The organism is Methylobacterium sp. E-012 (genome assembly GCF_057836545.1).
Genome location: NZ_JBYQEY010000001.1, coordinates 4,211,711 through 4,232,468, shown reverse-complemented (window position 1 = coordinate 4,232,468; position 20,758 = coordinate 4,211,711). Strand labels below are relative to the sequence as shown.

Below are 20,758 nucleotides of genomic sequence, written 5' to 3'. Positions count from 1 at the left end.
TCGAGGCACCACCCTGCCGGGCGGTTATGTCGACATTACGGTTGACGATCCGTGTCCGCCCTCACCCCTGCCGCAGGGCGGGCGGCGAGGGCGAGCCCGAGGCCGGCGGCGGCCAGCGGCGCCATCAGCAGGAAGGCGAGGGGGCCGCCGGCCCGGTAGGCGAGGCCGCTCACCAGGGTGGCGACCACGGAGATACCGGCATTGACCGCGCTGAGCGTGCCCTGCGCGCGCCCGCGGGCGCCCTCCGGGGCGTAGGCCGAGACCGCCGCCATGGCGCCGAGCTGCGTCGCCCCGAAGGTCAGGCCGTGGAGGGCCTGCAGCGGCACCAGGGCGGCCAGGCGGTCGCCGAGCAGGAACATCCCGATCGCCCGCAGGATGGCGGCCCCCCCGCCGAGGGCCAGGAGCCGCACCGGGCTGCGCCACGCCGCCGGCAGGGCGGGCAGGGCGGCGAACAGCGCGATCTCGGCCAGCACCCCGGTCGCCCAGAGCGATCCGACCCAGGCCGCCGGGATGCCGCGATCAATCCAGTAGATGCTGCCGAACCCGTAGATCGCGCCGTGGCTCGCCTGGATCGCCGCGGCGGCGCCGATGCAGAGCCACAGGATCGGCGGCAGGCGCGGCCGTCCGGCGCCGGCGGCGGGCTGCGGCAGGGCCGCCACCGCGCGGCTGCGCCACGCCACCAGGGCCGCCCCGAGGGCGAGGCCGGTGAGCAGCAGCGGCACCGCCAGCCGGCCGCCCAGCGCCGAGAGCAGGAGCCCGCCGGCGAGGTTCGCCAGCAGGAAGGCGACGGAGCCCGCCATCCGGATCCGGGAATAGGCGAGGCGGGCGTCCCGGCGCACGGCCGCGAGCGTCAGGTAGTCGATGCAGGGCACGAGCGGTGCGCCGGCGACCGCGTTGAGCACGATCAGCGCGGCGAGCCAGGGCCAGGCGATCGCCGCGGCGGTCGGCATCAGCGCGTAGGTCAGGCTGAGCGCGAGGCTGCCGAGCAGGATCATCCGGCGGGGCCCGAGCCCGCGGTCGAGCAGGCTCATCAGCGGCGCGGTCGCGGCGATCCGGGTGGCGATCGGCAGCGCCAGCAGCACGCCGATCACCCCGGCATCGAGCCCGAGGGCGTCGAGCCAGACCGGCATGAACGGCATGGCGATGCCGATCTCGGTGAAGACCACGGCGTAGAGCAGCGACAGGCGCGCCGGGCCGGACGGGCGGGGCAAGACGGGCTCGGGGGCTTTCGGGGAGGCCCGGCGGCGGGCCGCCCCGTAAGTGCCCGTTAAACGGATCCTGTCAAATTGCCGCGGTGTCGCGCTCGCCGCGGGCGTTCAGGGAAGCTCATGTCCGGTCCCGCCACCCCGAGCCCGAACGCGCCGGCCGAGTACGACGCCATCGCGGCGACGATCGCCGCCTCCGAGCGCGGGCGCTGGTTCCTGGCCGAGCATGCCCGCCGGAACCGGGGGGCCGAGACCGAGACGCTGCTCGGGGCGATCGCCCGTCTGGAGCGGAACGTCGTCGCCGACCGCGGCCACGAGGCATTCGGACAGATGCGCGGCAACCTCGTCGAGATGGCCGAAGCGATCAGCCGGACCAAGAGCGAGATCGCGGCGATCAGCGCCGCGGACCGCCAGCAGACCCGTCTGACGCAGGCGTCGCTGGCCCTCGACGGGATCGTGCGCGAGACCGAGCGGGCGACGTCGGACATCCTCGGCTCGGCCGAGGCGATCCAGGAATCCGCCTGGACGCTGCGCGAGCGGGGCGCCGATGCGGCGGCCTGCGACGCCCTCGATCTGCACGCGACCGCGATCTACACGGCCTGCTCGTTCCAGGACCTCACGGCGCAGCGCACCGCCCGGATCGTCTACACCCTGCGCTACCTCGAAGACCGCCTGTCGGCGATGATCGCGATCTGGGGCGACAGGGCCGCGCGGGTGCCGTCCCCGCCCGGCGCCGGGACAGGCGCGCGGGCCGGCGCCGGGGAGGCCGAGGCGGGCGATCTCTGCCAGAGCGACATCGATCGCTACATCAGCATGGAGGTCCCGGCGGTGACGGCGGCCGCCCTCGTGGCCCGGCCGGGGAGCCCAGCGCTGCACGAGGATCTCGTGTTCCTGCCGGTCTCGGACGGCGCCCAGATCGGGGCCGACGCGGACAGCGAGCCGGCCCGGGAAATGCCCGAACTCGACTGGGCCGGGATCGTCGCGGCCGCCCCCGCGCCGGGCGGGATGCAGACGGAGGCAGGGCAGGGGGAGGCGGCGCTGAGCCTGGCCGAGATCGACGCCCTGTCGCCGGAGCAGCGGCTCGCCCTGTTCGCCTGACCGGCGCGCCGCATCGTGAACGGACCGGCGGCGCCCCGGATGGGGCATCCGCCGGCGCGCAGGTGGTCCGGAAGACCCGGTCCCCCTTTGCCCGATCATGCTCTATCAGGGGCCCCCGCCGAGACAACCGAGACCGCGCGCCCGTGGCCCTGCACCTGATCAAGCTCTGCGTCGGCCCCGCCTCGATCGCCGATCTCGAAGCGCGGCAGGCCCGGGTCCTGGCCGAGGCGCTCCGGGAGGGGCGGGCGGCCGCGCCGTCCCACGTCACCCGGACCCTGCCCAAGCGGCACCGCGAGATCAGCGGCCAGGGCTCGATCTACTGGGTGATCCGCGGGACCCTCTCCTGCCGGCAGGCGATCACCGCGATCGAGCCGGTGACGGGCGAGGACGGCATCCCGCGCTGCCGCCTGGTCTTCGATCCAAGCCTCGTCCCGGTGGCCCCCCGGCCCTGCCGCCCATTCCAGGGCTGGCGCTACCTCACGGCCCACGATGCGCCGGCCGACCTCGGCGCGGCGGCGGCGGGCGACCTCGCCGAGATGCCCGAAGCCCTGCGGCGGGAGCTGGTCGGCCTCGGCCTGCTGTGACGGCGCCGCCCGTCCCGGGGCAGGCCGGCGGGACGCGTCACAGAACCCGGCCCTTTCAAGATGTGTCCGGAGGTGCCGGGACACCGACCAGGCGCGGGATCCCCCTCACCATCGCTACGATGTCCACACATTGGCTCGGGAAGTCGCGACAGGCCCCCTCTCCTGTGCGGACCAGCGAATTCACGCTTCGCGTTCGGTATCATCGCCCGGTCGACGGGTGTGCCGGTCCGGCGTTGCCACACACCCTCCCTCCCCCGCAGAGGGGGGAGGGAAACGCGGTGAACATCGTAGCCCGCACGGCAGAAGGGACCCGCGCCCCGTCCTGTGCCCAAGTAGCCCGGCTCGATCCGTGAAGCCGCAAACCCGAAAGGCGGAGGGGAAACACGCGGCTTTTTCACGATGTTACAGCCATGGATCGTGATCCATGCACCCAGCCCAAACACCTTGAAAGGGCTGCTTCCAGAGCCGGTCCCGGTCGCGCTGCGAAGGGGACCGGCTCTGGCTCCTTGTTCGAACGGGCTCTCCTAAGCCGAACCGGCATCCACTGCGGCGGACAGCACGCTACGCCCCGTCGAAGCGCCCGCTGGCATGGGCCAGCATCGTGTAGACCTTGCCGGTCTCGGAGGTGAGATAGGCGTCGGTCCGCTTGGCGTCGCTGTCGTTCTTGACCACGTCGCCGAGCAGGCGCTCGAACTCGCTGACGTAGCGGTCGACGCTCCGGCGGAACTCCGCATCCGCCCGGTAGCGGCGCTGGATCTCCGTGAAGGTCGTCCGGCCCTGGGGCGTGTAGATCCGCGGATCGAACAGGTTCGGCTCGCCGCGCCGGTAGCGCTCCCACAGGTCGACGGCGGTCCGGTGCTCGATCATCTTGGCGATGTCGGTCGAGATCGTGTCGAGGGCGATCCGCCCGGTCTCGGCGGCGGCCACCGGGGTCCGCCGTCCCGACGGCGCGGCGGCGGCCAGCGCCTCGGCGCCCGGTTCGGCCTCCTGATCGTCGTCCAGCGAGGCGCGGGTCAGCAGGTCGGACAGCCAGCCCCGCTTGTCCCCGGCCTGCGCAGGGCCGGCGGGGCGGGCCGGGGCGGCCGTGCGCGGTGCCTCGATCCGGGCCGCCTGACCGGCCGCCGCGGGCCGCGACCGCGCCGGGGGCGCCGGCAGCGTCAGGGGCGGCATGGCGGGGGGTGCCGACGCGAAGGACGGGGCCGGTGCAGGAGCCTGGATCGCGGCCTGGGTCGCGGCCTGGGCGGCCGCAGGCACCGCGGCGGCCCGGCCGCCGCCCTCGGCGACCCGCCGCTGGGCCTGCGGCTGGGCGACGTCCACGGAGCGGCCGGAGCGGGAGACCAGGGTCGAGAGCTCGTTGAGCGCCTTGATCTGGTCCGCCACCACCCGGCGCATCTCGCCCGTGGCGTCCTGCGTCTCGCGGGGCAGGTCGAGCACGCCCTTGGCGAGTTCGGCGCGGGTCGCGTCGAGTTCGCCGCGGATCGAGCCCGCCATCTCGCGCAGCGCCGAGAAGGAGTCGCCGAAGCTGGCCTGGGCCTCCTGGAAGCCGCTGCGCATCTCCCGGGACGCCTCCTCGATGGCCTGCCGCACGCCGTGGGCGGCCTTCTCGCCCTCGGCGCTGGCGCTGTCCTTCAGGTCGGCGAAGGCGCTCGTCACCGAGGCGCCGGCGCCCTGCGCCGTCCGGGTCAGGGTCTCGCCCACGCTGCGGGCGCGCTCCTCGGCGGCGCGCAGCGTGCGCTCGATCGTCTGCGCCAGGGCGTTGCCGTTCTGCTCCAGGGCGGCGGCGCGGGCCTCGAAGGTGGCCAGCGCCTCCGTGAGCGCCGTCTCGCGGCCCGACAGGGCCGAACCCAGCCGTTCCTCGATGGCGGCGAGCGAGGCCGCCGCCCGGTCGAGGGTGGCCACATGGGTGACGGTCTGCTCCCCGAGCGAGCGGCCCCGGTCGTCGAGGGTCTCGGCCAGGCGGGACGCCTCGCTCAGGGCCCCGTCGGCGGCGCCGCGCAGGGCCTCGACCTGCGCGGAGACACCCGCGCTGGCTCTTCCGGTCTCGGCGGCGATGCGCTGCAGCGCCCCCTGAACCTGCTCGATCCGGTCCGCGAGGCTCCGCTCGACCGCGCCGAGATTCGTGTCGGCCCCGGCGACCAGCTCGCCGAGCGCCGCGTTGGCGGTCTCGATCCGCTGGAGCAGGGTGCCGAGTTCCCGGCCCATCCGGTCGTTGGTCTCGAACAGCTCCGACAGGGTGCGGCCCGCCCCGTCCTCGACGGCGGCGCGCAGCAGCTCGGCCGAGGCCCGCGACTGCACGGCCAGCTCCTCGGTCCGCTCCCGCAGGCTCTCGGCCAGGGGCAGGCCGGTCTCGGCGAGGGCCCGCTCAATGGCGTCGGCCCGATCGGCCAGGGCATGGGACAGGTCGAGCATCGGCCCGTCGATGGCGGCCCGCAGGCGCTCGACATGCCCCTCCAGGGTGTCGCCGACCGCGCGTCCGCTGTCGTCGAGGCCGGCGAGGAGGGCACCGCCCCGCTCCTCGATGGCGCGCACCAGGACCTCGGCGCTCTCGGCGAGGCGGCGGGACAGGGCCTCGCCGCGGGCGTCCACGAGGGTGCCCAGGGCGTTGATCCGCCGCTCGAATCCGGCCCCGAGGGCCTCCGTGCGGTCGTCGATCAGGCCCGCCAGGGTCGCCTCGCGGCGGCTCAGCGTCTCGGCCAGCGCCGCGTTGTGGGCGTCGACCTGCTCGGCATGGGCCCGCGCCCGCTCGTCGAGGGCTGCCACGAGAGTCGCGGTGCGCTCGTCGATCAGGCCCGCGAAGGCCTCGTGGCGGTCGTCGAAGGCGTTGGCCAGCGTGTCGGCGCGCTGCGCCACCAGGGTCGCGAACAGCCGCATGCGGCTGTCGATCCGCTGGGTGAAGGCGTCGGCGCGGGCATCGACACCGCGGGCCAGGGCCTCGCTGTGCGCCTCCACGGCCTGCGCCAGGGCCGCCGCGCGGCCCTCCACGACCCCGTCGAGGTCGCGCAACCGGGTGTCGAACACCTCGACCAGTGCGCCGGTGCGGCCCTGGGCGGCGTCGATCAGGGTCCGGCTGCGCTCGTCGAGCAGCCCCTCGATCGCCGCGCGCGCCTCCTCGAAGGTCGTCCGCAGGGCCTCGATCCGCGTATCCACCCGCTCGGACACGTCGCGGCCGGTCCCCTCGACGATCGCGCCGAGGCGGCCCTGCACCCGCTCGAACAAGAGCTGCAATTCGCCGGTCCGCTCCTTGAGGAGCTCGGCGAGCTGGCCCTCGCGGGTCTCCAGCAGGCCGGCGATGGCGGGATTGACCTTCTCGATGGTCGCCTGGAGCGCCTGCGTCCGGTGCTCGATCGTGCCGGCGATCTGGCGGCCGCGGGTCTCCACGAGGCGGTCGATCTCGCCCTGCGCCCGCTCGAACAGGCCCTGGAGGTCCGAGAGCCGGTTATCCAGCAGGTCCGCCAGCTGGCCGGGCGCCGTGTCGAGGATCGTGCGCAGACCCTCGGTCCGGGTCGCGATGGCGTCGGCGACCTCCTGGCCACGCCCGTCCACGAGGTCGCGCAGGCCGGTCTGGGCCTCCTCGAACAGGGTCTGGAGGCGCTGCGTGCGGGAATCGAGGGTGGCGGCGAGCTGGCGCTCGCGGGTCTCCACCAGCGCCGAGACGGCGGCGGGGGCCTCCTCCAGCACGCTGCGCAGGGACTGGATGCGCGCGTCGACCGAGGCGGTGAAGCGGCCACCGCCGTCCTCTACCACGGCGTCGAGGGCCGACTGGGCCTCCTGGAACAGGGTTTTGAGGGACTGGGCCCGCTCGCCGAGGGTGTCGGCGAGGCGGTTGCCGCGCCCCTCGACCAGGGTCTCGAGGTGGCCCAGCCGCTCGTCGAACAGGCTGCCGAGCTGCCGGGTCCGGTCGTCCAGGGCCCCGGTCGCGGTGCCGAACGCACCGTCCAGGGCGGCGACCAGGGCCTGACCGCGGCCGTCCAGCGCCGCGTTGATCGGGCCCATGCGGCCGTCGAGGGTGGCGGCCAGGGTGCCGGCGTGATCGTCCAGCATCACGCGGATCTGGTTGGTGCGGTCGTCGAGCAGGGTGTGGACCGTGCGCACGCCGTCGTCGAGCAGGCCGCTGATGTCGGCGGTACGGCTCGACAGGGTGTGGCCCAGGCGGCCCTCGCCGGCATCGAGCATGCGCTCGGCATCCGCGATGGTCTGCTGGAGCTTGGCCAGGACGCTCTCGCCGCGCTGGTCGATCAGTTCGGCCAGCGACGTGCCGCCGCGGTCGAGCAGGCGGGCCAGTTCGGTGATCCGGCCGCCGATCGCCCCGAACACCGCCCGGCCCTTCTCGTCGAGCTCGCCCGACACGGCGGCGATGCGCTCGTCGATGAGGCGGCCGAGCAGATCGGCGCGCTCCGCGAAGGCGGCGCGCACGGCCTCGGTGCGGGCGGCCAGCGTCGCGTCGGCGCTCTCGGTGCGCTCGTCCACCAGCCGCACGAGGGCCTCGGCGCGGCCCGACAGCGACGCCTCAAGGCCCGTGGTGGCCGCCTCGATCGTGGCGGTGAGAGCGCGGACGCGCTCGGCCATGGCGCCGTCGAGGCCGCCGGTCCGGTCGGCGACCATCGCCACGAGGTCGCGGGTCCGGCCGGCCAGTTCCTCGTCCACCGCGCGGGTGCGCGCCTCGATGAGCCGGATCGCCTCGAAGGCCTGGACGCCGAAGCTCTCGTCCACGAGGCGGGCGCGCTCGTCGAGCGTGTCGGCGATCGCCTGCAGGCGGCCGATCACGCCGGCATCGAAGTGGCCGGCGCTCTCCTCGATCCGGCGGGCGATCTCGCCCGTGTGCCGGGCGATGTCCTGCCCGAGCCCGGAGGTGCGCCCATCGAGCATCTCCACGAGGCCGCGGTGGCCCTCGGCCACGATGCGCGCCATCTCGTCGGTGCGCGACCGCAGGGCCTCGTCCATCGCGGTGGCGCGGCTGCCGAGCTGGCCGTCGATGTGTCTGACGAGGTCCGCGACGGCCGCGCCGATCTCGGCGGCCCGCTGGGCGGAGCGCTCCTCCAGCCCCCCGAGATGGGTCTCGATCAGGCTGCCGGCCTCGCGGGCCCGGGCCGAGATCGTCTCGGCCACGGCCTGGCCCTTGCCGGTGATGAGCCGGTCCATCTCCTCCAGCCGGGCGCCGACGGTCTCTCCGAGGGCGGCGGTGTCGCGGCCGATCCGGTCGGCCAGGATGTCGCCGCGGGCGATGGTCTCCTGCAGGGTGGCGAGGCGGCTTCCCAGCGTCTCGTCGATCGCCCGGACCCGGCCGTCGGCGGTCTCGGCGAAGCGCGCGCCGGTCTGGCTGAGGGTGTCGGCGATGCGGGCGCCCTGACTCGCCACGGCGAGCACGATGTCGCGGCCGGTGCCGCTGATCCGGGCCTGGGTCTCGTCGGCGTGGCTGGCCAGCAGGCCCGCGACGCTCCGGCCGTGCTCCCCGAAGGTGGATTCCATCGCGCCTATCTGGGCGGCGAGGTCGTCCGAGATCGCCCGGGCGGCCTCGGCGAGGCTGCCGGTGGCGTCGCCGGTGCGGGCGGAGAGCTCGCGGTTGAGATCGTCGAGGGCGGCGCGGACGGCCGAGACCGCCTCTGTGCCGCGGGTCCCGAGATCCGTCCCGGCGCGATCGGCGGCTTCGAGGAACCGGGCCATGAGGGACGCGGTCTCGGCCTCGACGGTGCCGGCGACCTCCGCGGAGGCGGTGCGCAGGGTCTCCAGGGTCGCGGCCAGCCGGGTGGCGGCGTCGCGGGCCTGTGCCTCGGCGGCGGTGCCCGTCCGCTCGGCGGCGGCGGCGAGCGCCTCGGCCGCCTCCTCGGTCCGCGCCGCCAGGGCGGCGGCCGAATCCGCGATCCGATGCTCGAAGGCCCGGACGGCCTCGAGGGTCCGGGTCTCGACCGCGCCGGTGGCGGCCTCGGTCGTCCCGTGCAGGGCGGTGGTGGCCTCCTCGGCGCCGCGCCGGAGCGCCGCGACCGCCTCGGCCGCGCGTCCGTCGATCTCGCCGGACAGGCCCTCGACCGTGCCGCGCAGGGACTTGACCGCGGAGGCCGCCCCCGTCTCGAAGCCCTGGCCCAGCGCCGAGAAGGCGGCCTCCAGGTTGGCCGCGACCGCGTCGGTCCGCCGCGCGATGCCGCTTCCGGCGCGCTCGGCCGCCGCGGCGACGCGGTTCTCCAGATCCGCCGCCCGCACCGTCACGGTCTCGTCGAGCCGCGCCGCGATGCCGTCCATCCGGTCGGCGACGCCGCCGCCCCGCTCGGCGAGGGCCTCGGCGATCCGCTCGGCGGCGCCGAGCAGGTCGTCGCGAACCGCGCCGGCCCGGGCCGTCAGGGTCTCGCCGACGCCGCTGGCGGCGAGCGCCAGGGCAGCCTGGGCGTCGCGCCCGCGCCCCTCGATCGTCTCGGCGACCGCCAGGCCCGCGCTCTCGATCTCGCCCCGCAGCGCCGTGCCGCGGCCGGCGATGTCCTGCGTGAGGGCCGTCCCGGTCTCGGCGAAGCGCGCCGTGATCTCGGCACCCATCGCGCCGAAGCGGTCGGTCAGCTCGGATCCGCGCGACAGGAACACGGTCTCCAGCCCGGTCGCCGAACGCTCGAAGCTCTCGCGCACCGCGCCAGCCTGGCGCTCCAGCGCCGCGCCGACCCGCGCACCGGTCTCATCGAGACTCCGGGCCAGGGTGCCGGCATTCTCGGACAGACGGCCCGCCAGGGCGGTGCCGGCGGCCTCGAAGGCGCCGGTCGCCTCGCCGGCGTGGCCCTGGAACGTGCGGGTCAGGCTCTCGCCGACCTCCTGGAGGCTGCCGCGCACCGCGTGGCTGGTGGCCGTGAGATTGTCGATGAGGTCGCTGCCGCGGGCGTTCATCAGGCCGACGACCCGGTCGCCGGCCTCGCCCAGGGAGGCGGTGATGGCGGCGCCGCGGGTCTCCAGGGCCCCGGTGACGCGCTCACCCGCGCCGTTCACCGCGGAGACGATCCGGTCGGAGGCGCCCTCCAGCTCCTGGCTCAGGCTCTGGTGCGAGCCGGTGATGGCTGTCCGCACCCGGTCGGCATTGGTGACGATGGCCTCGCGCTGGGCCACCAGCTCCTCGACGAGGGAGCGGATCCGGATCTCGTTGTCGGAATAGGCCCGTTCCAGCGTGGCGATCTCGCCGCGCACCAGGGTCTCCAGCTCGCCGGCCCGGGCGAGCGCCCGCTCGACGCCGTCGCCCACCGCCGCCACCTCCCGGCGCACGGTCTGCGACATGGTCAGGACCGCGTCGGTGGAGAAGCTCTCGGGCTCGGCCAGCCGCACCGCGACCTCGCCGACCGCGCGGGCGACGAGGCGCATCTCCTGGGCGCGCACCGCCAGCATGGCGGCGATGACGAACAGCACCACCGGGCCGAACAGGGCCGCGGCGGCGACGCTCGCCTGGAGGGCCGAGAGCCCCGCGACGACGCCGCGCAGGTCGCCCTCGGACTTCGTCCAGGCGATCAGCACGAGGGCGCCGATCCAGGCGAGGCCGGCGGCCAGCGCGAACAGGTAGGGCTTCGGCGAGGAGCGGACCCGGAGGGTCTGCTGCAGGATGCCGATGTTGCGCCGGTCGTCGTTGGCCACGAGCGAGCGGTCGGGGGGCAGGAGGCCGCCCTCGCGGCGCGGGCGCTCCAGGCCGGGCGGGGGCAGGTCGGAGGCGAGCGGCGGGTCGAGGTCGAGGCGCGGCGGCATGGTCCGCCCGACCGGGTCGAGGCTCCCGTCGAGCAGCGGATCGGCGTCACCGACATCGGGCAGGCGCGGCTCGGCGCGACCCTCGGGGCCGGTCGGCGTCAGGGCGTCGAGGTTCAGCGCCTGCTCGATCGCAGAGAGCGCGGCCTCGGCCGGATCCTTCAGCTTCTTCTCGGTCGCCATTCAACGCCTCGTCACACGGGATCACCGGCACCTGGGGAGGCGGATGCCGGAGACGCAACGCCCCGTTTACCATTACAAGATTAGACCTGGGCAGCGATTGCCGATACCCGAGCCTCCGGCCGGCCCCAGAAAACGTTAACCGAATGGTTACCGACCCTGCCGCTCACCGCCTCCGCATCCTGCCGCACGGGAGGGGTCCGGCGCGATCCCCAGCCGGCGAATCGGGGGGTGAATTGTGTGGATCAGACCCGCAATCCCCGAAGAACACCGAGTCCGGGAGCCCCGGCATGCCGCCGATCATGCCGCCGATCGACCGCGCGGCGCTCGACGCCCAGACCGGCGGCGATGCCGACCTCGCCCGCGAGGTTCTGATGCTGTTTGCCGGCCAGTGCCGGTCGATCCTGCCGCGGCTCACCGACCCGGCCCTCCCGCGGGGTGAGCGCGCCGACCTCGCCCATACCCTGAATGGCTCGGCCGCGGGGGTCGGCGCCACGCGGATTCACGCGCTGGCGGATGCCGCGGAGACGCGCCTGCGGGACGGCGGCGGGCCGGTGCCCCTCGACGACCTCGCGGACGCGGTCGCGGCGGCGCTCGCCGCGGTCGCCGTCTGGCACCCCTGACGGGCCCGGCCGCGATGCGGCGATCGAACCGGGATCGGCGTCAATTGCCGCGCTTGCATTCCGAAGTTTCAGCCGCCAAGCAGTCACGCCGCCCGTTGGACTGAATGCGCCCGACGCGAGCCCGGAGCCCCCAGCATGCCCAAGATCACCTACGTCGACCACGCCGGGACGGAGAGGACCGTCGAAGGCAGTGTCGGCGCGACCGTGATGGAGACGGCTCTGCGCAACAACGTGCCGGGCATCGACGCGGAATGCGGCGGCGCCTGCGCCTGCGCGACCTGCCACGTCTACGTCGGCGACGCGTGGATCGAGGTGGTCGGCAAGGCCCAGGACATGGAGCAGGACATGCTCGATTTCGCCAGCGACGTGCGCGACAATTCCCGCCTGTCCTGCCAGATCAAGATCACCCCGGCACTGGACGGGCTCGTGGTGACGACGCCGTCCCAGCAGGGCTGATCCGGCTTCGGTTCCGGTCGGTTCCGCCGGCCTGTCTCTAACCCGCCATCGCGCGCGCAGCGAAGCGACCCAGGGCAGCGTGACGTCGGCCGGCATGGTACCGCTGGGCGGGTTCGCTGTGCTCGCAAAGGCGGCGGGAGCGGGCGCTCAGCGCCGCGACGACGGCACCAGGAAACGGCGCCTCACCGCACCAGCGCCCGCGCGGCCGCATCGAGCCCCTCCAGGGTGAGCGGGAACATCCGGCCGCCGACGAGCCGCTGCATCATCCCGACCGACTGGGTGTAGCCCCAATGCGTCTCGGGCACCGGGTTCAGCCACGCCGTCTTCGGGAAGTGATCGAGGAGGCGCTGCATCCACACGGCGCCGGCCTCCGCGTTCCAGTGCTCCACCGAGCCGCCCGGCGCGGCGATCTCGTAGGGGCTCATGGAGGCGTCGCCCACGAACACCACCCGGTAGTCGCTGCCGTAGGTGCGGATCACGTCCAAGAGCGGCGTCTTCGCCTCGTGCCGGCGCCGGTTCTCGGTCCAGACCGCCTCGTAGGGGCAGTTGTGGAAATAGTAGTGCGCGAGGTGCTTGAACTCCGAGCGCGCCGCCGAGAACAGGGTCTCCGCCTGCTCGATGTGCCAGTCCATGGACCCGCCGACATCGAGGAACAGCAGCACCTTCACGGCATTGCGCCGCTCCGGCCGCAGCTTCACGTCGATATAACCCTGGCGGGCGCTCGCGCGGATCGTGCCGTCGAGGTCGAGCTCCTCGGCGGCGCCGGTCCGGGCGAAGCGGCGCAGGCGCCGCAGGGCGAGGCGCATCGTGCGCGCGCCGATCTCCCGGTCGTCGTCGAGATCCTTGAACGCACGCTTGTCCCAGACTTTCACCGCGCGGAAGTTGCGGTTGCCGTCCTGGCCGATGCGGATCCCCTCGGGATTGTAGCCGTAGGCGCCGAACGGCGAGGTCCCGCCGGTGCCGATCCATTTCGAGCCGCCCTGATGGCGCCCCTTCTGCTCGGCCAGCCGCTGCTTCAGGGTCTCGAACAGCTTGTCCCAGCCGAGCGCCTTCAGCTCCGCCTTCTCGGCCTCGGTCAGGTACTTGTCGGCGATCCGGCGCAGCCATTCCTCGGGGATGGCGGTGGGCTCCACCGCCTCGCCCAGGGTCTCCAGACCCTTGAACACCGTGCCGAACACCCGGTCGAACCGGTCGAGATGCGACTCGTCCTTCACCAGGGCCGTGCGCGACAGGAAGTAGAACGCCTCGACCTCGTGCCCGGCGAGTCCCCGGTCGAGGGCATCGAGCAGGGTCAGGTACTCCCTCAGGGAGACGGGGACCTTGGCGTCCCGGAGGGCCGTGAAGAACTGCAGCAGCATCCGCCAAGAACGCGCCAGCCGGCGGCGCGGGTCAAGTCCAGGCGAATCGGAGTCACTTAGACCAAGCTTGGCAGGACTTCCCGGACCGGATTCCGAATCTTCAGCGATGGTCGACAAGATTCAGCGCCGCGTCACCGGTCGATTCCGACGCCGCGCGGAGTCTCTCCGGACACTCGGGCCGCAGAAGCTGGGTATAAGTCATCGAATCTGTTGATATGTGCCGCCGGACGCCTCGTGCGGTCACTCATTCGGTCATGGGAATCGCTCAACTCGAAGGATCGAGTGTGTGCGGACGCGGCCACGCGGACCGGACAGGGCAAGCGAGGAGACCTGCGATGGCGGTCATCCTGCGGAATCTGACGGATTTCAAGCGGTTTCTCGGGAAGCCGGGCGCGACGATTCAGTTGGTGCGCAACACCTTCATGGACCGTCAGCCGGAGGCGACCCGGGAGGGCTACCGCGGCAAGGGCATGTACGCGCCGCGCGCCGTGCAGGCCCTGTCGCGCAAGGCCGCGGTGTTCACCCTGCGGGGCTATCCCGGAACGGTCTGGCTCTACTGGGACAAGGGCGCGCGGGGCTGGCGCTTCTCCGGGGACACCGTGACGGTGCCGCTGGTCACCGGCCTCGGGCCGGCGGACGAGCTGGTCTACCGCTGCAGCTTCGCCGACGGGTTCGAGCCGGCGCAGCGCAACCGCGTCGTGCGGCGCCCGAAGCTCGCCGAGGCTCATCCCGCCCCGGCCTGAGGCCAGCCGCGCCGGACGAGGCCCGCGCGGCGATCCCGGGTCGGACGGGCCCCGGGCTCACGCCTCCTGGCCGGCCGCCTCCTCCCGGCGCCCGGGCTCCCGCTTCACCGCGGGCTTGCCCAGGGCCTTCCCGACGGTGCGCCGCGCCCGGAAGATCGGCTTCGCCTCGTTCTCGCGCTTCTTGAGGAGGGCCCGGTACTCGTCCCGCCGCTCGTGGATCGACGCGATGACGAGACCCATCGGCACGCCGACATCGACCAGCACCGCCTCGGACAATTGCAGGGACGCCTCGATCGTCTCCGGCACCGCGTCGTCGACGCCGAGTTCGTACAGCGCCGTGGCGTGGCGGGCGTCGCGGGCCCGGGCCACGATGGTCAGGTCCGGCCGCTCGGCGCGGGCCGCCGTCACCGCCGCCTCGACGGCCCGGGGATTGTCGAGGGTCACCACGAGGGCCCGGGCCGAGGCGATGTCGCAGCGGCGCAGGATCTCGGTGTTTCCGGAATCGCCGAAGAAGACCGGCGCGCCGGCACGACGCTGCTCGGCCACCCGGGCGGGGTCGGAATCGAGGGCGAGATACGGGATCTTGTGCCGCTCCAGCATCTCGCCGACCTGCCGGCCGACGCGGCCGAAGCCCGCGACGATCACCCGGTTCTCCACCCGGTCGGGCAGCGGTTCGGTCCCGGCGGCCGCCCGGGCGTTGGCCGTCGCCCGCAGCTTGAGCCGCCGGCCGATCGCTGCGAGCCCCGGGATCATGATCATCGTGACGGTGGTCACCACCAGGGCGGCGGATCCGACCTCCTCGGGCACGAGGCCGGTCGCCATCGCGCCGCCGATCAGGACGTAGGCGAACTCCCCGCCCGGCCCGAGCAGCAGCGCCGTCTCGATCGCCACCGGCCGGGGGATCTTCATCACCGGGGCGGCCATCACCACCACGGCGGCCTTGATCAGGACCAGCGCCAGCGACAGGCCCAGGATCGCGCCGGGCGTCGCCATGAGCTGGGCCGGATCGAGGTTCATGCCCACCGAGACGAAGAACACCCCGAGCAGCAGGCCCTTGAACGGGTCGATGGTCGCCTCGATCGCCCGGCGATACTCGGTCTCGGCCAGCAGAAGCCCGGCCACGAAGGCGCCCAGCGTCATCGACAGGCCGCTCGCCGCCGCGGTCAGCGCCGTGCCGACGATGACGAGCAGGCAGGCCGCCATGAACAGCTCGGTGGAGCGCGTGCGCGCCACGAGCTGGAACAGCGGGCGCAGGGCGAGGCGCCCGGCGATCACGATCAGCACCAGCGCGATGGCCGCCTGGCCCAGGGCCATGGCGAGCGCCCAGCCCTTGTCGCCCCCGTCGTCGCGGCCGAGCACCGCGATGGCGAAGAGGGCCGGCGCCACCGCCAGGTCCTGGAACAACAGGACCGCGAAGCTCGCCCGGCCGGTGGGGGCGTTGAGCCGCTTCTGTTCCGCCAGGACCGGCAGCACCACGGCGGTCGACGACAGGGCGAGCCCGATCCCCACGATCACCGCGCCGGCCAGCGGCACGCTCAACCCGTAGAGGATGATCGCGAGGACGAGGGCGGAGCAGCCCACCTGCAGGGAGCCCAGGCCGAAGACGAGGCGGCGCAGGATCCTGAGGCGCTCCCAGGACAGCTCGATCCCGATCATGAACATCAGGAAGATCACGCCGAACTCGGCGAGATGGGCGATCTCCGTGCGGTTGCCGATGGTGAAGAGGTGCACGTAGGGATGATCGTCGGCGAAGCGCCCGAGGCCGTAGGGTCCCAGCAGGGCGCCGGCGCCGATGAAGCCGAGCACCGGCGAGATCCGCAGACGGTGGAACAACGGCACCACGATGCCCGCGGTGACGAGGAACAGGATCGCTTCCTTGTAGGAGCCGGCGTGGAGCTCTGGCATCGGCGGCGGATCGAACCTCGCTGTTCGGGACGGAGCAGGCGCCGATCACGGCTGCGCGATCATGGGTCGCCTCCGCCCGGCGGGCAACCGGTTTCGGCGCTGGCGCGGCCGGCCGCGTGCGATCTGACACAAGCCGGATACACGATCCGGGTGAGACATTTCGGCCACCGGACCGGTGCCCACAGGCGCCCGGACGGTCGAGGCGTGCAACGCGGCCCAAAATCGGCACAATGCACGCATACACGCGGGAGTTAACCGAGGGTTAAGCGTGGGCGGGCCGTGCCCGGGACTGGACCCGATGGATGCGACGAGGCCGATGATTTCCATCAAATCGATTTTCTCCGGCCCGGCCGCCCCTCCAAGCCGCGACCGCAAGCGCGAGCAGCGGGAATGGAGGCTCGAATCCGACCGCTGGCGCCACCAGCGGCACGTCGACCGGGGCTACCGCGTCAAGTGGGGCTACGTGGCGATCGCCTACCTCGTCGAGTTCATGGTGATCGGCGCCTCGCTCTGGGGCGCGTGGCTGTTCGCCAGCGTGTACAGCGACGGCGACTGGCACGCGTTCTACTTCATGTTGCTGGCGCCCCTGGTCTACGCCGCCGTGGAGCTGTGCCGGGTTCCCCTCGGCATCCTGGCCCGCACCCAGCGCTCGTATTTCGTGCGCGCCCTCGCCGTGCTCGGCATCGTCTTCGCCGCCGGCGTGACCACCAAGTCGGTGTCGCAGCTCGGCGAGATGATGTTCCACCCGCGCCTGATGGAGGCCGCCAAGGCCAAGACCGCCCTGAAGGATGCCCAGGCCGACCGCGCCACGATCGGCGACCGCATCAAGGCGGCCGACGAGCGCGTGGCGCAGTACACGGCCGAACTCGACCAGATCGAGAAGCGCGCCTCCGACAACGCCCAGCAGCTCGCCGGCCTGCCGGCCCAGCGCTGCGAGCGGGTCTTCGGCACCAACAGCAAGGGCCGGAAGTACCAGAACCTGAAATGCCTGGCCGACCCGCGGGTGGCCGCCCTCTCGGCGGGGGTCACCAAGGCCTCAACGGACCGCGCTGCGCTGATCAAGAACCTCGAGGAGGCCCGCAAGGCCCGGGCGGCCCTCGATCCCGGGGCCGCCGACCGGCACGTGGCCGATGCCGAGCAGGCCTATCGCAACGCGGTCAACCGCTCGCAGCTCCACTCCTTCACCGCCATGGTCTACGGGGTCGACCCGATCGACGTGAGCGAGCGCCAGGTCCACGCCTTCCTGCGGATCTTCGTGTTCGTGCCGGCCCTCTGCGCCGCCTTCGCGTCGACGATCCTGGCGCTGTGCGCGGTCTCGACCCGCCGGACCTTCATGGACGAGGACGACCTCGGCGCCGCCGTGAACCCGGAGGCCGCCCCCTACATGCTGGACGCCATCGCCGACGCCCTGCGCTCGAATCCTGAGCCGATCCTGCCCCGGGCGGCCAACGCCTCGGGCGCGGTGATCCCGATGAACCGGCCGGTGCCGGGCCAGCAGGCCCTGCCCGGACAGACCCATCCGGGCCAGACCCTCCCGGCCGCGGGAGCCGGCGCATGAACTACGTCGCCAACGGCACGCCGGAGAACGTCGCCCTCGCCCAGCAGGTGAATTCCCGGCTGCGGGCGGATTCGAGCTACGTCGCCGCCCGCGCCTTCCTGTTCCGGGCGCTCGGCTTCGGCGCCTTCGCGTGCCTCGCGGGCATCGGCGTCGGGGCGGCGGCCTATGGCTGGGCGACGCTCAACCAGTTCGACACCGCGGCGGAGAAGATCGCCGCCGCCATGCAGACCGCGCTCTCGGACGTGACCCTCAAGACCAAGGGCGAGGTCACGCTGACCGACAACACCCTCAAGCTCGAGGGCCTGCCCAAGATGGGCGGGGGCACGCCGACGCCCACCCGGGCGCAGCTCGGCAGCGACGCCGCCCCGGCCTCGAAGGCGGCGGTGAACACCACCTTCACGGTGTTCAAGCAGGTGCCCTACCTCGACGGGCAGATCGTGACCGGCTGGAACTTCAAGGATAATGCCGACCAGCCCTACCAGCAATATTGCTACTTCTCCCGCCGCTCCAACGAGTCCAAGGGTCAGGTCGAGATCAAGATCGACCTCGCCATGGACGGCAAGACCTTGCCGCAGCCGCAGAAATCCGACGTGAACCTGGAGATCCTGGCCCGGAACTGCGTCTGGCACGAGAAGGGGTAGGCCCGGCTCGCTTGCGGGGCGGCGTCGCCACGCGCTACCGGTTGCGTCCAGGCCAGTTTCTCCGAGAGCGCGATGCGATTTTCCGGAACCGAGTCCTACGTCGCGACCCCCGACCTCACCGCCGCGGTCAACGCCGCCGTGGTCCTGGAACGGCCGCTCCTGGTGAAGGGCGAGCCGGGCACCGGCAAGACCGTGCTGGCCGAGGAGATCGCCAAGGGGTTGAACGCCCCGCTGATCGTCTGGAACATCAAGTCGACCACCAAGGCCCAGCAGGGCCTCTACGAGTACGACGCGGTCTCGCGGCTGCGCGACTCGCAGCTCGGCGACAAGCGGGTCTCGGAGATCGGCCACTACATCCGCCGCGGCAAGCTGTGGGAGGCGTTCACCGCGCCCGAGCGGCCGGTCCTGCTCATCGACGAGATCGACAAGGCCGACATCGAGTTCCCCAACGACCTCCTGACCGAACTCGACCGGATGGAGTTCCACGTCTACGAGACCGGCGAGACCGTGAAGGCCGTGCGCCGGCCGATCGTGATCATCACGTCGAACAACGAGAAGGAGCTGCCGGACGCGTTCCTGCGCCGCTGCTTCTTCCACTACATCACGTTTCCGGACGCCGAGACGCTGCAGCGCATCGTCGACGTCCATTATCCGGGCCTCAAGCACCGCCTCGTCGAGGAGGCCCTGCGGACCTTCCTGGCGATGCGCGAGGTGCCGGGCCTCAAGAAGAAGCCCTCGACCTCGGAGCTGCTCGACTGGCTGAAGCTCCTCGTCTCCGAGGACATCGCCCCCGAGACCCTGCGCGAGCAGGACGGCCGCAAGCTGATCCCGCCGCTGCACGGGGCGCTCCTGAAGAACGAGCAGGATGTCAGCCTGTTCGAGAAGCTCGCCTTCATGATGCGGCGGGAGCAGCGGGGCGGCTGACATCCGAACCGCCGCGGTTCCCGCGCGCCGCGCTTTCGGCTAACCCGGCCCGGCGAGACCGCGGCGCCGGTCCGGATTTCTGGCCAGGGGCTCACGTCATGCGCAGGCTGATCCTGTTGCGGCACGCCAAGTCGGACCGACCGGCGGGCGTCGCCGACCGCGAACGTCCGCTCAACCCCCGGGGCCGGCGGGCGGCGCCGGCGGTGGGCGCCCGTCTCGCGCAGGACGGGCTGCGTCCGGACCTCGCCCTGGTCTCGACGGCCCAGCGCACCCGGGAGACCTGGGCGGCGATGGCGGCCGCGCTCGGCGACCCCGAGACCCGCTGGCAGCCGGAGATCTACGAGGCACCGGCGTCCCGGATCCTGCGGGTGATCCGCGAGGCGCCCGACAGCGCCGCCACGGTGATCGTCGTCGGACACAATCCGGGCCTGGGCGACCTCGCGTCGGACTTGGCTGGGGACGGGCCCCGCGCCGCCCGCAACCGCCTGGGCCTCGAATTTCCCACCGCCGCGTACGTGGTGATCGATTTCGACACCGACCGCTGGGCCGAGATCGCCCCCGGCCAGGGGCGTTTGGACCGGTTCGTCCGCCCCCGCGACATCGACCCGGATCTGGGCGGCTGAAGTCTTTGGGATCCCAAAGGGCGAGCCCTTTGGTGGGGTATCGGGGTGAAACCCCGATGTCGGGCTTCGCCCGAGCCCAGCAGGGCGCTGCCCTGCACCAGCGAAAGGGCTCGCCCTTTCGAAACCCCGTCAGGCCACCGGCACCGCGGCGTGCGTGGCGACCTCCGCGTGGGAGGGCAGGGGGGAGCCCGGCACGAACGCCTCGAAGGCCGCCCAGAAATCCTGCCGGATCGCGTCGCGCTCGGACAGGATCTCGTGGCGCGAATCCGGCAGGACCAGGATGTGCCCGGCCTTGAGCCGCGCGGCGAAGCGCTCGGTATCGGGGGTGCCGCAGACCGGGTCGGCCCCCGACGCCACGATCAGGGTCGGCACGGCGATACGCGGGGCCGCCCGCGGGTCGCGCAGGCGCGCCATCGCCCGGAACGCCTCGGAGAGCCACGCGATCGTCGGGTCGCCCACGGCGCCGGCACCGACCTGCCGGGCCGCGGCGGCGTTGCGGGCGTAGCGGACGGGATCCCGCGAGAGACGGTTGCCGGCATAGGGGTTGGTGGCGATGGAGACCGGCTTGCCGAACGGGATGTAGCGGCCCCCGAGCCCGAGGCGGTGCAGGCCCCGCGAGAGCAGGGCCGCCCCCGCCGGCCAGCGGATCATCCGGATCGACAGCATCGGCGCCAGCGCCACGAGGCGGCGGAACGGCAGCGCGCCGTCGAGCGCCGCCAGGAGCGCCACGCAGCCGCCCATGGAGTGCGCGAGGCCGATATGCGGCTCCGGCATCAGCGGCACCAGCACGGTCTCGGCCACGGCCCTCAGGTCGAGCCGGTAATCGTCGAAGCGGGCGACGTGACCCTTGTGCGGATCGTCCACCCGCCGGTCCGACTCGCCCTGGCCGCGCCAGTCGAAGGCCACGACCGCGAAGCCGCGGGCGCGCAGGTCGTGGATCGTCTCGTAATACTTCTCGATGAACTCGGCCCGGCCCTGCAGCAGGCAGACCGTGCCCCGGCAGGTCCGGGCCGCCGCAGGCCAGTAGGCCGCCCGCAGGGTGCAATCGTCGCGCGTGCCCACCGCGATCAGCGTGCCGCCCGGCGGCACCGGGTTGTCGGGCGTGCCGCGCAGGGTCAGCAGCGGCGGCTCTCCCCCGGTCTCACCGTCGAAGCGTCTCACG

14 protein-coding genes are annotated in these 20,758 nt (G+C 73.1%); 9 read left to right on the top strand and 5 right to left on the bottom strand.

Going from position 1 to position 20,758, the window contains the following annotated elements; genetic code table 11:
- Positions 1–35: 35 nt before the first annotated feature.
- Complete coding sequence (locus AC3IF1_RS20280; protein ID WP_243967771.1) at positions 36–1,211, bottom strand: MFS transporter; 1,176 nt, start codon at positions 1,209–1,211, stop codon at positions 36–38.
- A 117-nt stretch (positions 1,212–1,328) separates the two neighbouring features.
- Between AC3IF1_RS20280 and AC3IF1_RS20275 the strand changes: the two genes are divergently transcribed.
- Both AC3IF1_RS20275 and AC3IF1_RS20270 read left to right on the top strand, forming a co-directional pair.
- Positions 1,329–2,303: a hypothetical protein gene (locus tag AC3IF1_RS20275; protein ID WP_489219068.1), complete on the top strand. Its 975-nt coding sequence runs from the start codon at positions 1,329–1,331 to the stop codon at positions 2,301–2,303.
- Positions 2,304–2,446: 143 nt separating this feature from the next.
- Positions 2,447–2,887, top strand: a complete 441-nt coding sequence (locus AC3IF1_RS20270; RefSeq protein WP_243967773.1) for a DUF1489 family protein — start codon at positions 2,447–2,449, stop codon at positions 2,885–2,887.
- 561 nt (positions 2,888–3,448) lie between these two features.
- On the opposite strand, the gene AC3IF1_RS20265 is transcribed toward AC3IF1_RS20270, so the two are convergent.
- On the bottom strand, positions 3,449–10,768 hold the full coding sequence (locus tag AC3IF1_RS20265; RefSeq protein WP_489219067.1) for an apolipoprotein A-IV repeat region-like domain-containing protein: 7,320 nt from the start codon (positions 10,766–10,768) through the stop codon (positions 3,449–3,451).
- A 299-nt stretch (positions 10,769–11,067) separates the two neighbouring features.
- Here AC3IF1_RS20265 and AC3IF1_RS20260 point away from each other — a divergent pair, with 299 nt between their 5' ends.
- Positions 11,068–11,388 carry an Hpt domain-containing protein gene (locus tag AC3IF1_RS20260; RefSeq protein ID WP_489220426.1) on the top strand — a complete coding sequence of 107 codons (321 nt, stop codon included), beginning with the start codon at positions 11,068–11,070 and terminating at the stop codon, positions 11,386–11,388.
- A gap of 135 nt (positions 11,389–11,523) precedes the next feature.
- Positions 11,524–11,844, top strand: a complete 321-nt coding sequence (locus tag AC3IF1_RS20255; RefSeq protein ID WP_243967776.1) for a 2Fe-2S iron-sulfur cluster-binding protein — start codon at positions 11,524–11,526, stop codon at positions 11,842–11,844.
- 182 nt (positions 11,845–12,026) lie between these two features.
- Here the strand turns inward: AC3IF1_RS20255 and AC3IF1_RS20250 are convergent, their stop codons facing one another.
- Positions 12,027–13,202 carry a vWA domain-containing protein gene (locus AC3IF1_RS20250; RefSeq protein ID WP_489219065.1) on the bottom strand — a complete coding sequence of 392 codons (1,176 nt, stop codon included), beginning with the start codon at positions 13,200–13,202 and terminating at the stop codon, positions 12,027–12,029.
- A gap of 335 nt (positions 13,203–13,537) precedes the next feature.
- Between AC3IF1_RS20250 and AC3IF1_RS20245 the strand changes: the two genes are divergently transcribed.
- Positions 13,538–13,945: a hypothetical protein gene (locus tag AC3IF1_RS20245; RefSeq protein ID WP_489219064.1), complete on the top strand. Its 408-nt coding sequence runs from the start codon at positions 13,538–13,540 to the stop codon at positions 13,943–13,945.
- A 57-nt stretch (positions 13,946–14,002) separates the two neighbouring features.
- On the opposite strand, the gene AC3IF1_RS20240 is transcribed toward AC3IF1_RS20245, so the two are convergent.
- Positions 14,003–15,850 (bottom strand): cation:proton antiporter domain-containing protein, encoded by a 1,848-nt coding sequence (locus AC3IF1_RS20240; protein WP_489219063.1) that lies wholly within the window; start codon positions 15,848–15,850, stop codon positions 14,003–14,005.
- A gap of 298 nt (positions 15,851–16,148) precedes the next feature.
- Between AC3IF1_RS20240 and AC3IF1_RS20235 the strand changes: the two genes are divergently transcribed.
- The 4 genes from AC3IF1_RS20235 (at position 16,149) to AC3IF1_RS20220 (ending at position 19,596) form a co-directional block, all read left to right on the top strand.
- Entirely contained in the window at positions 16,149–17,408 is a 1,260-nt protein-coding gene (locus AC3IF1_RS20235) for an ATPase (protein WP_489219062.1), read from the top strand.
- Complete coding sequence (locus AC3IF1_RS20230) at positions 17,405–18,049, top strand: hypothetical protein (RefSeq protein ID WP_243972319.1); 645 nt, start codon at positions 17,405–17,407, stop codon at positions 18,047–18,049. Before AC3IF1_RS20235 ends, AC3IF1_RS20230 begins: the two co-directional genes overlap by 4 nt.
- Positions 18,050–18,121: 72 nt before the next feature.
- Positions 18,122–18,973, top strand: coding sequence for an AAA family ATPase (locus AC3IF1_RS20225; protein WP_243972321.1), 852 nt, complete (start codon positions 18,122–18,124; stop codon positions 18,971–18,973).
- Positions 18,974–19,071: 98 nt separating this feature from the next.
- Positions 19,072–19,596, top strand: coding sequence for a SixA phosphatase family protein (locus tag AC3IF1_RS20220; protein WP_489219061.1), 525 nt, complete (start codon positions 19,072–19,074; stop codon positions 19,594–19,596).
- 129 nt (positions 19,597–19,725) lie between these two features.
- Here AC3IF1_RS20220 and AC3IF1_RS20215 read toward each other — a convergent pair whose 3' ends face one another.
- Positions 19,726–20,718, bottom strand: coding sequence for an alpha/beta fold hydrolase (locus tag AC3IF1_RS20215; RefSeq protein WP_489220425.1), 993 nt, complete (start codon positions 20,716–20,718; stop codon positions 19,726–19,728).
- Positions 20,719–20,758 lie beyond the last annotated feature (40 nt).

Bases quoted from the DNA above. Each gene is read 5' to 3' on its own strand.
- AC3IF1_RS20275 (WP_489219068.1), top strand. From the start codon at position 1,329: ATGTCCGGTCCCGCCACCCCGAGCCCGAACGCGCCGGCCGAGTACGAC.
- AC3IF1_RS20265 (WP_489219067.1), bottom strand. From the start codon at position 10,768: ATGGCGACCGAGAAGAAGCTGAAGGATCCGGCCGAGGCCGCGCTCTCT.
- AC3IF1_RS20260 (WP_489220426.1), top strand. From the start codon at position 11,068: ATGCCGCCGATCGACCGCGCGGCGCTCGACGCCCAGACCGGCGGCGAT.
- AC3IF1_RS20255 (WP_243967776.1), top strand. From the start codon at position 11,524: ATGCCCAAGATCACCTACGTCGACCACGCCGGGACGGAGAGGACCGTC.
- AC3IF1_RS20250 (WP_489219065.1), bottom strand. From the start codon at position 13,202: ATGCTGCTGCAGTTCTTCACGGCCCTCCGGGACGCCAAGGTCCCCGTC.
- AC3IF1_RS20245 (WP_489219064.1), top strand. From the start codon at position 13,538: ATGGCGGTCATCCTGCGGAATCTGACGGATTTCAAGCGGTTTCTCGGG.
- AC3IF1_RS20240 (WP_489219063.1), bottom strand. From the start codon at position 15,850: ATGCCAGAGCTCCACGCCGGCTCCTACAAGGAAGCGATCCTGTTCCTC.
- AC3IF1_RS20235 (WP_489219062.1), top strand. From the start codon at position 16,149: ATGGATGCGACGAGGCCGATGATTTCCATCAAATCGATTTTCTCCGGC.
- AC3IF1_RS20230 (WP_243972319.1), top strand. From the start codon at position 17,405: ATGAACTACGTCGCCAACGGCACGCCGGAGAACGTCGCCCTCGCCCAG.
- AC3IF1_RS20225 (WP_243972321.1), top strand. From the start codon at position 18,122: ATGCGATTTTCCGGAACCGAGTCCTACGTCGCGACCCCCGACCTCACC.
- AC3IF1_RS20220 (WP_489219061.1), top strand. From the start codon at position 19,072: ATGCGCAGGCTGATCCTGTTGCGGCACGCCAAGTCGGACCGACCGGCG.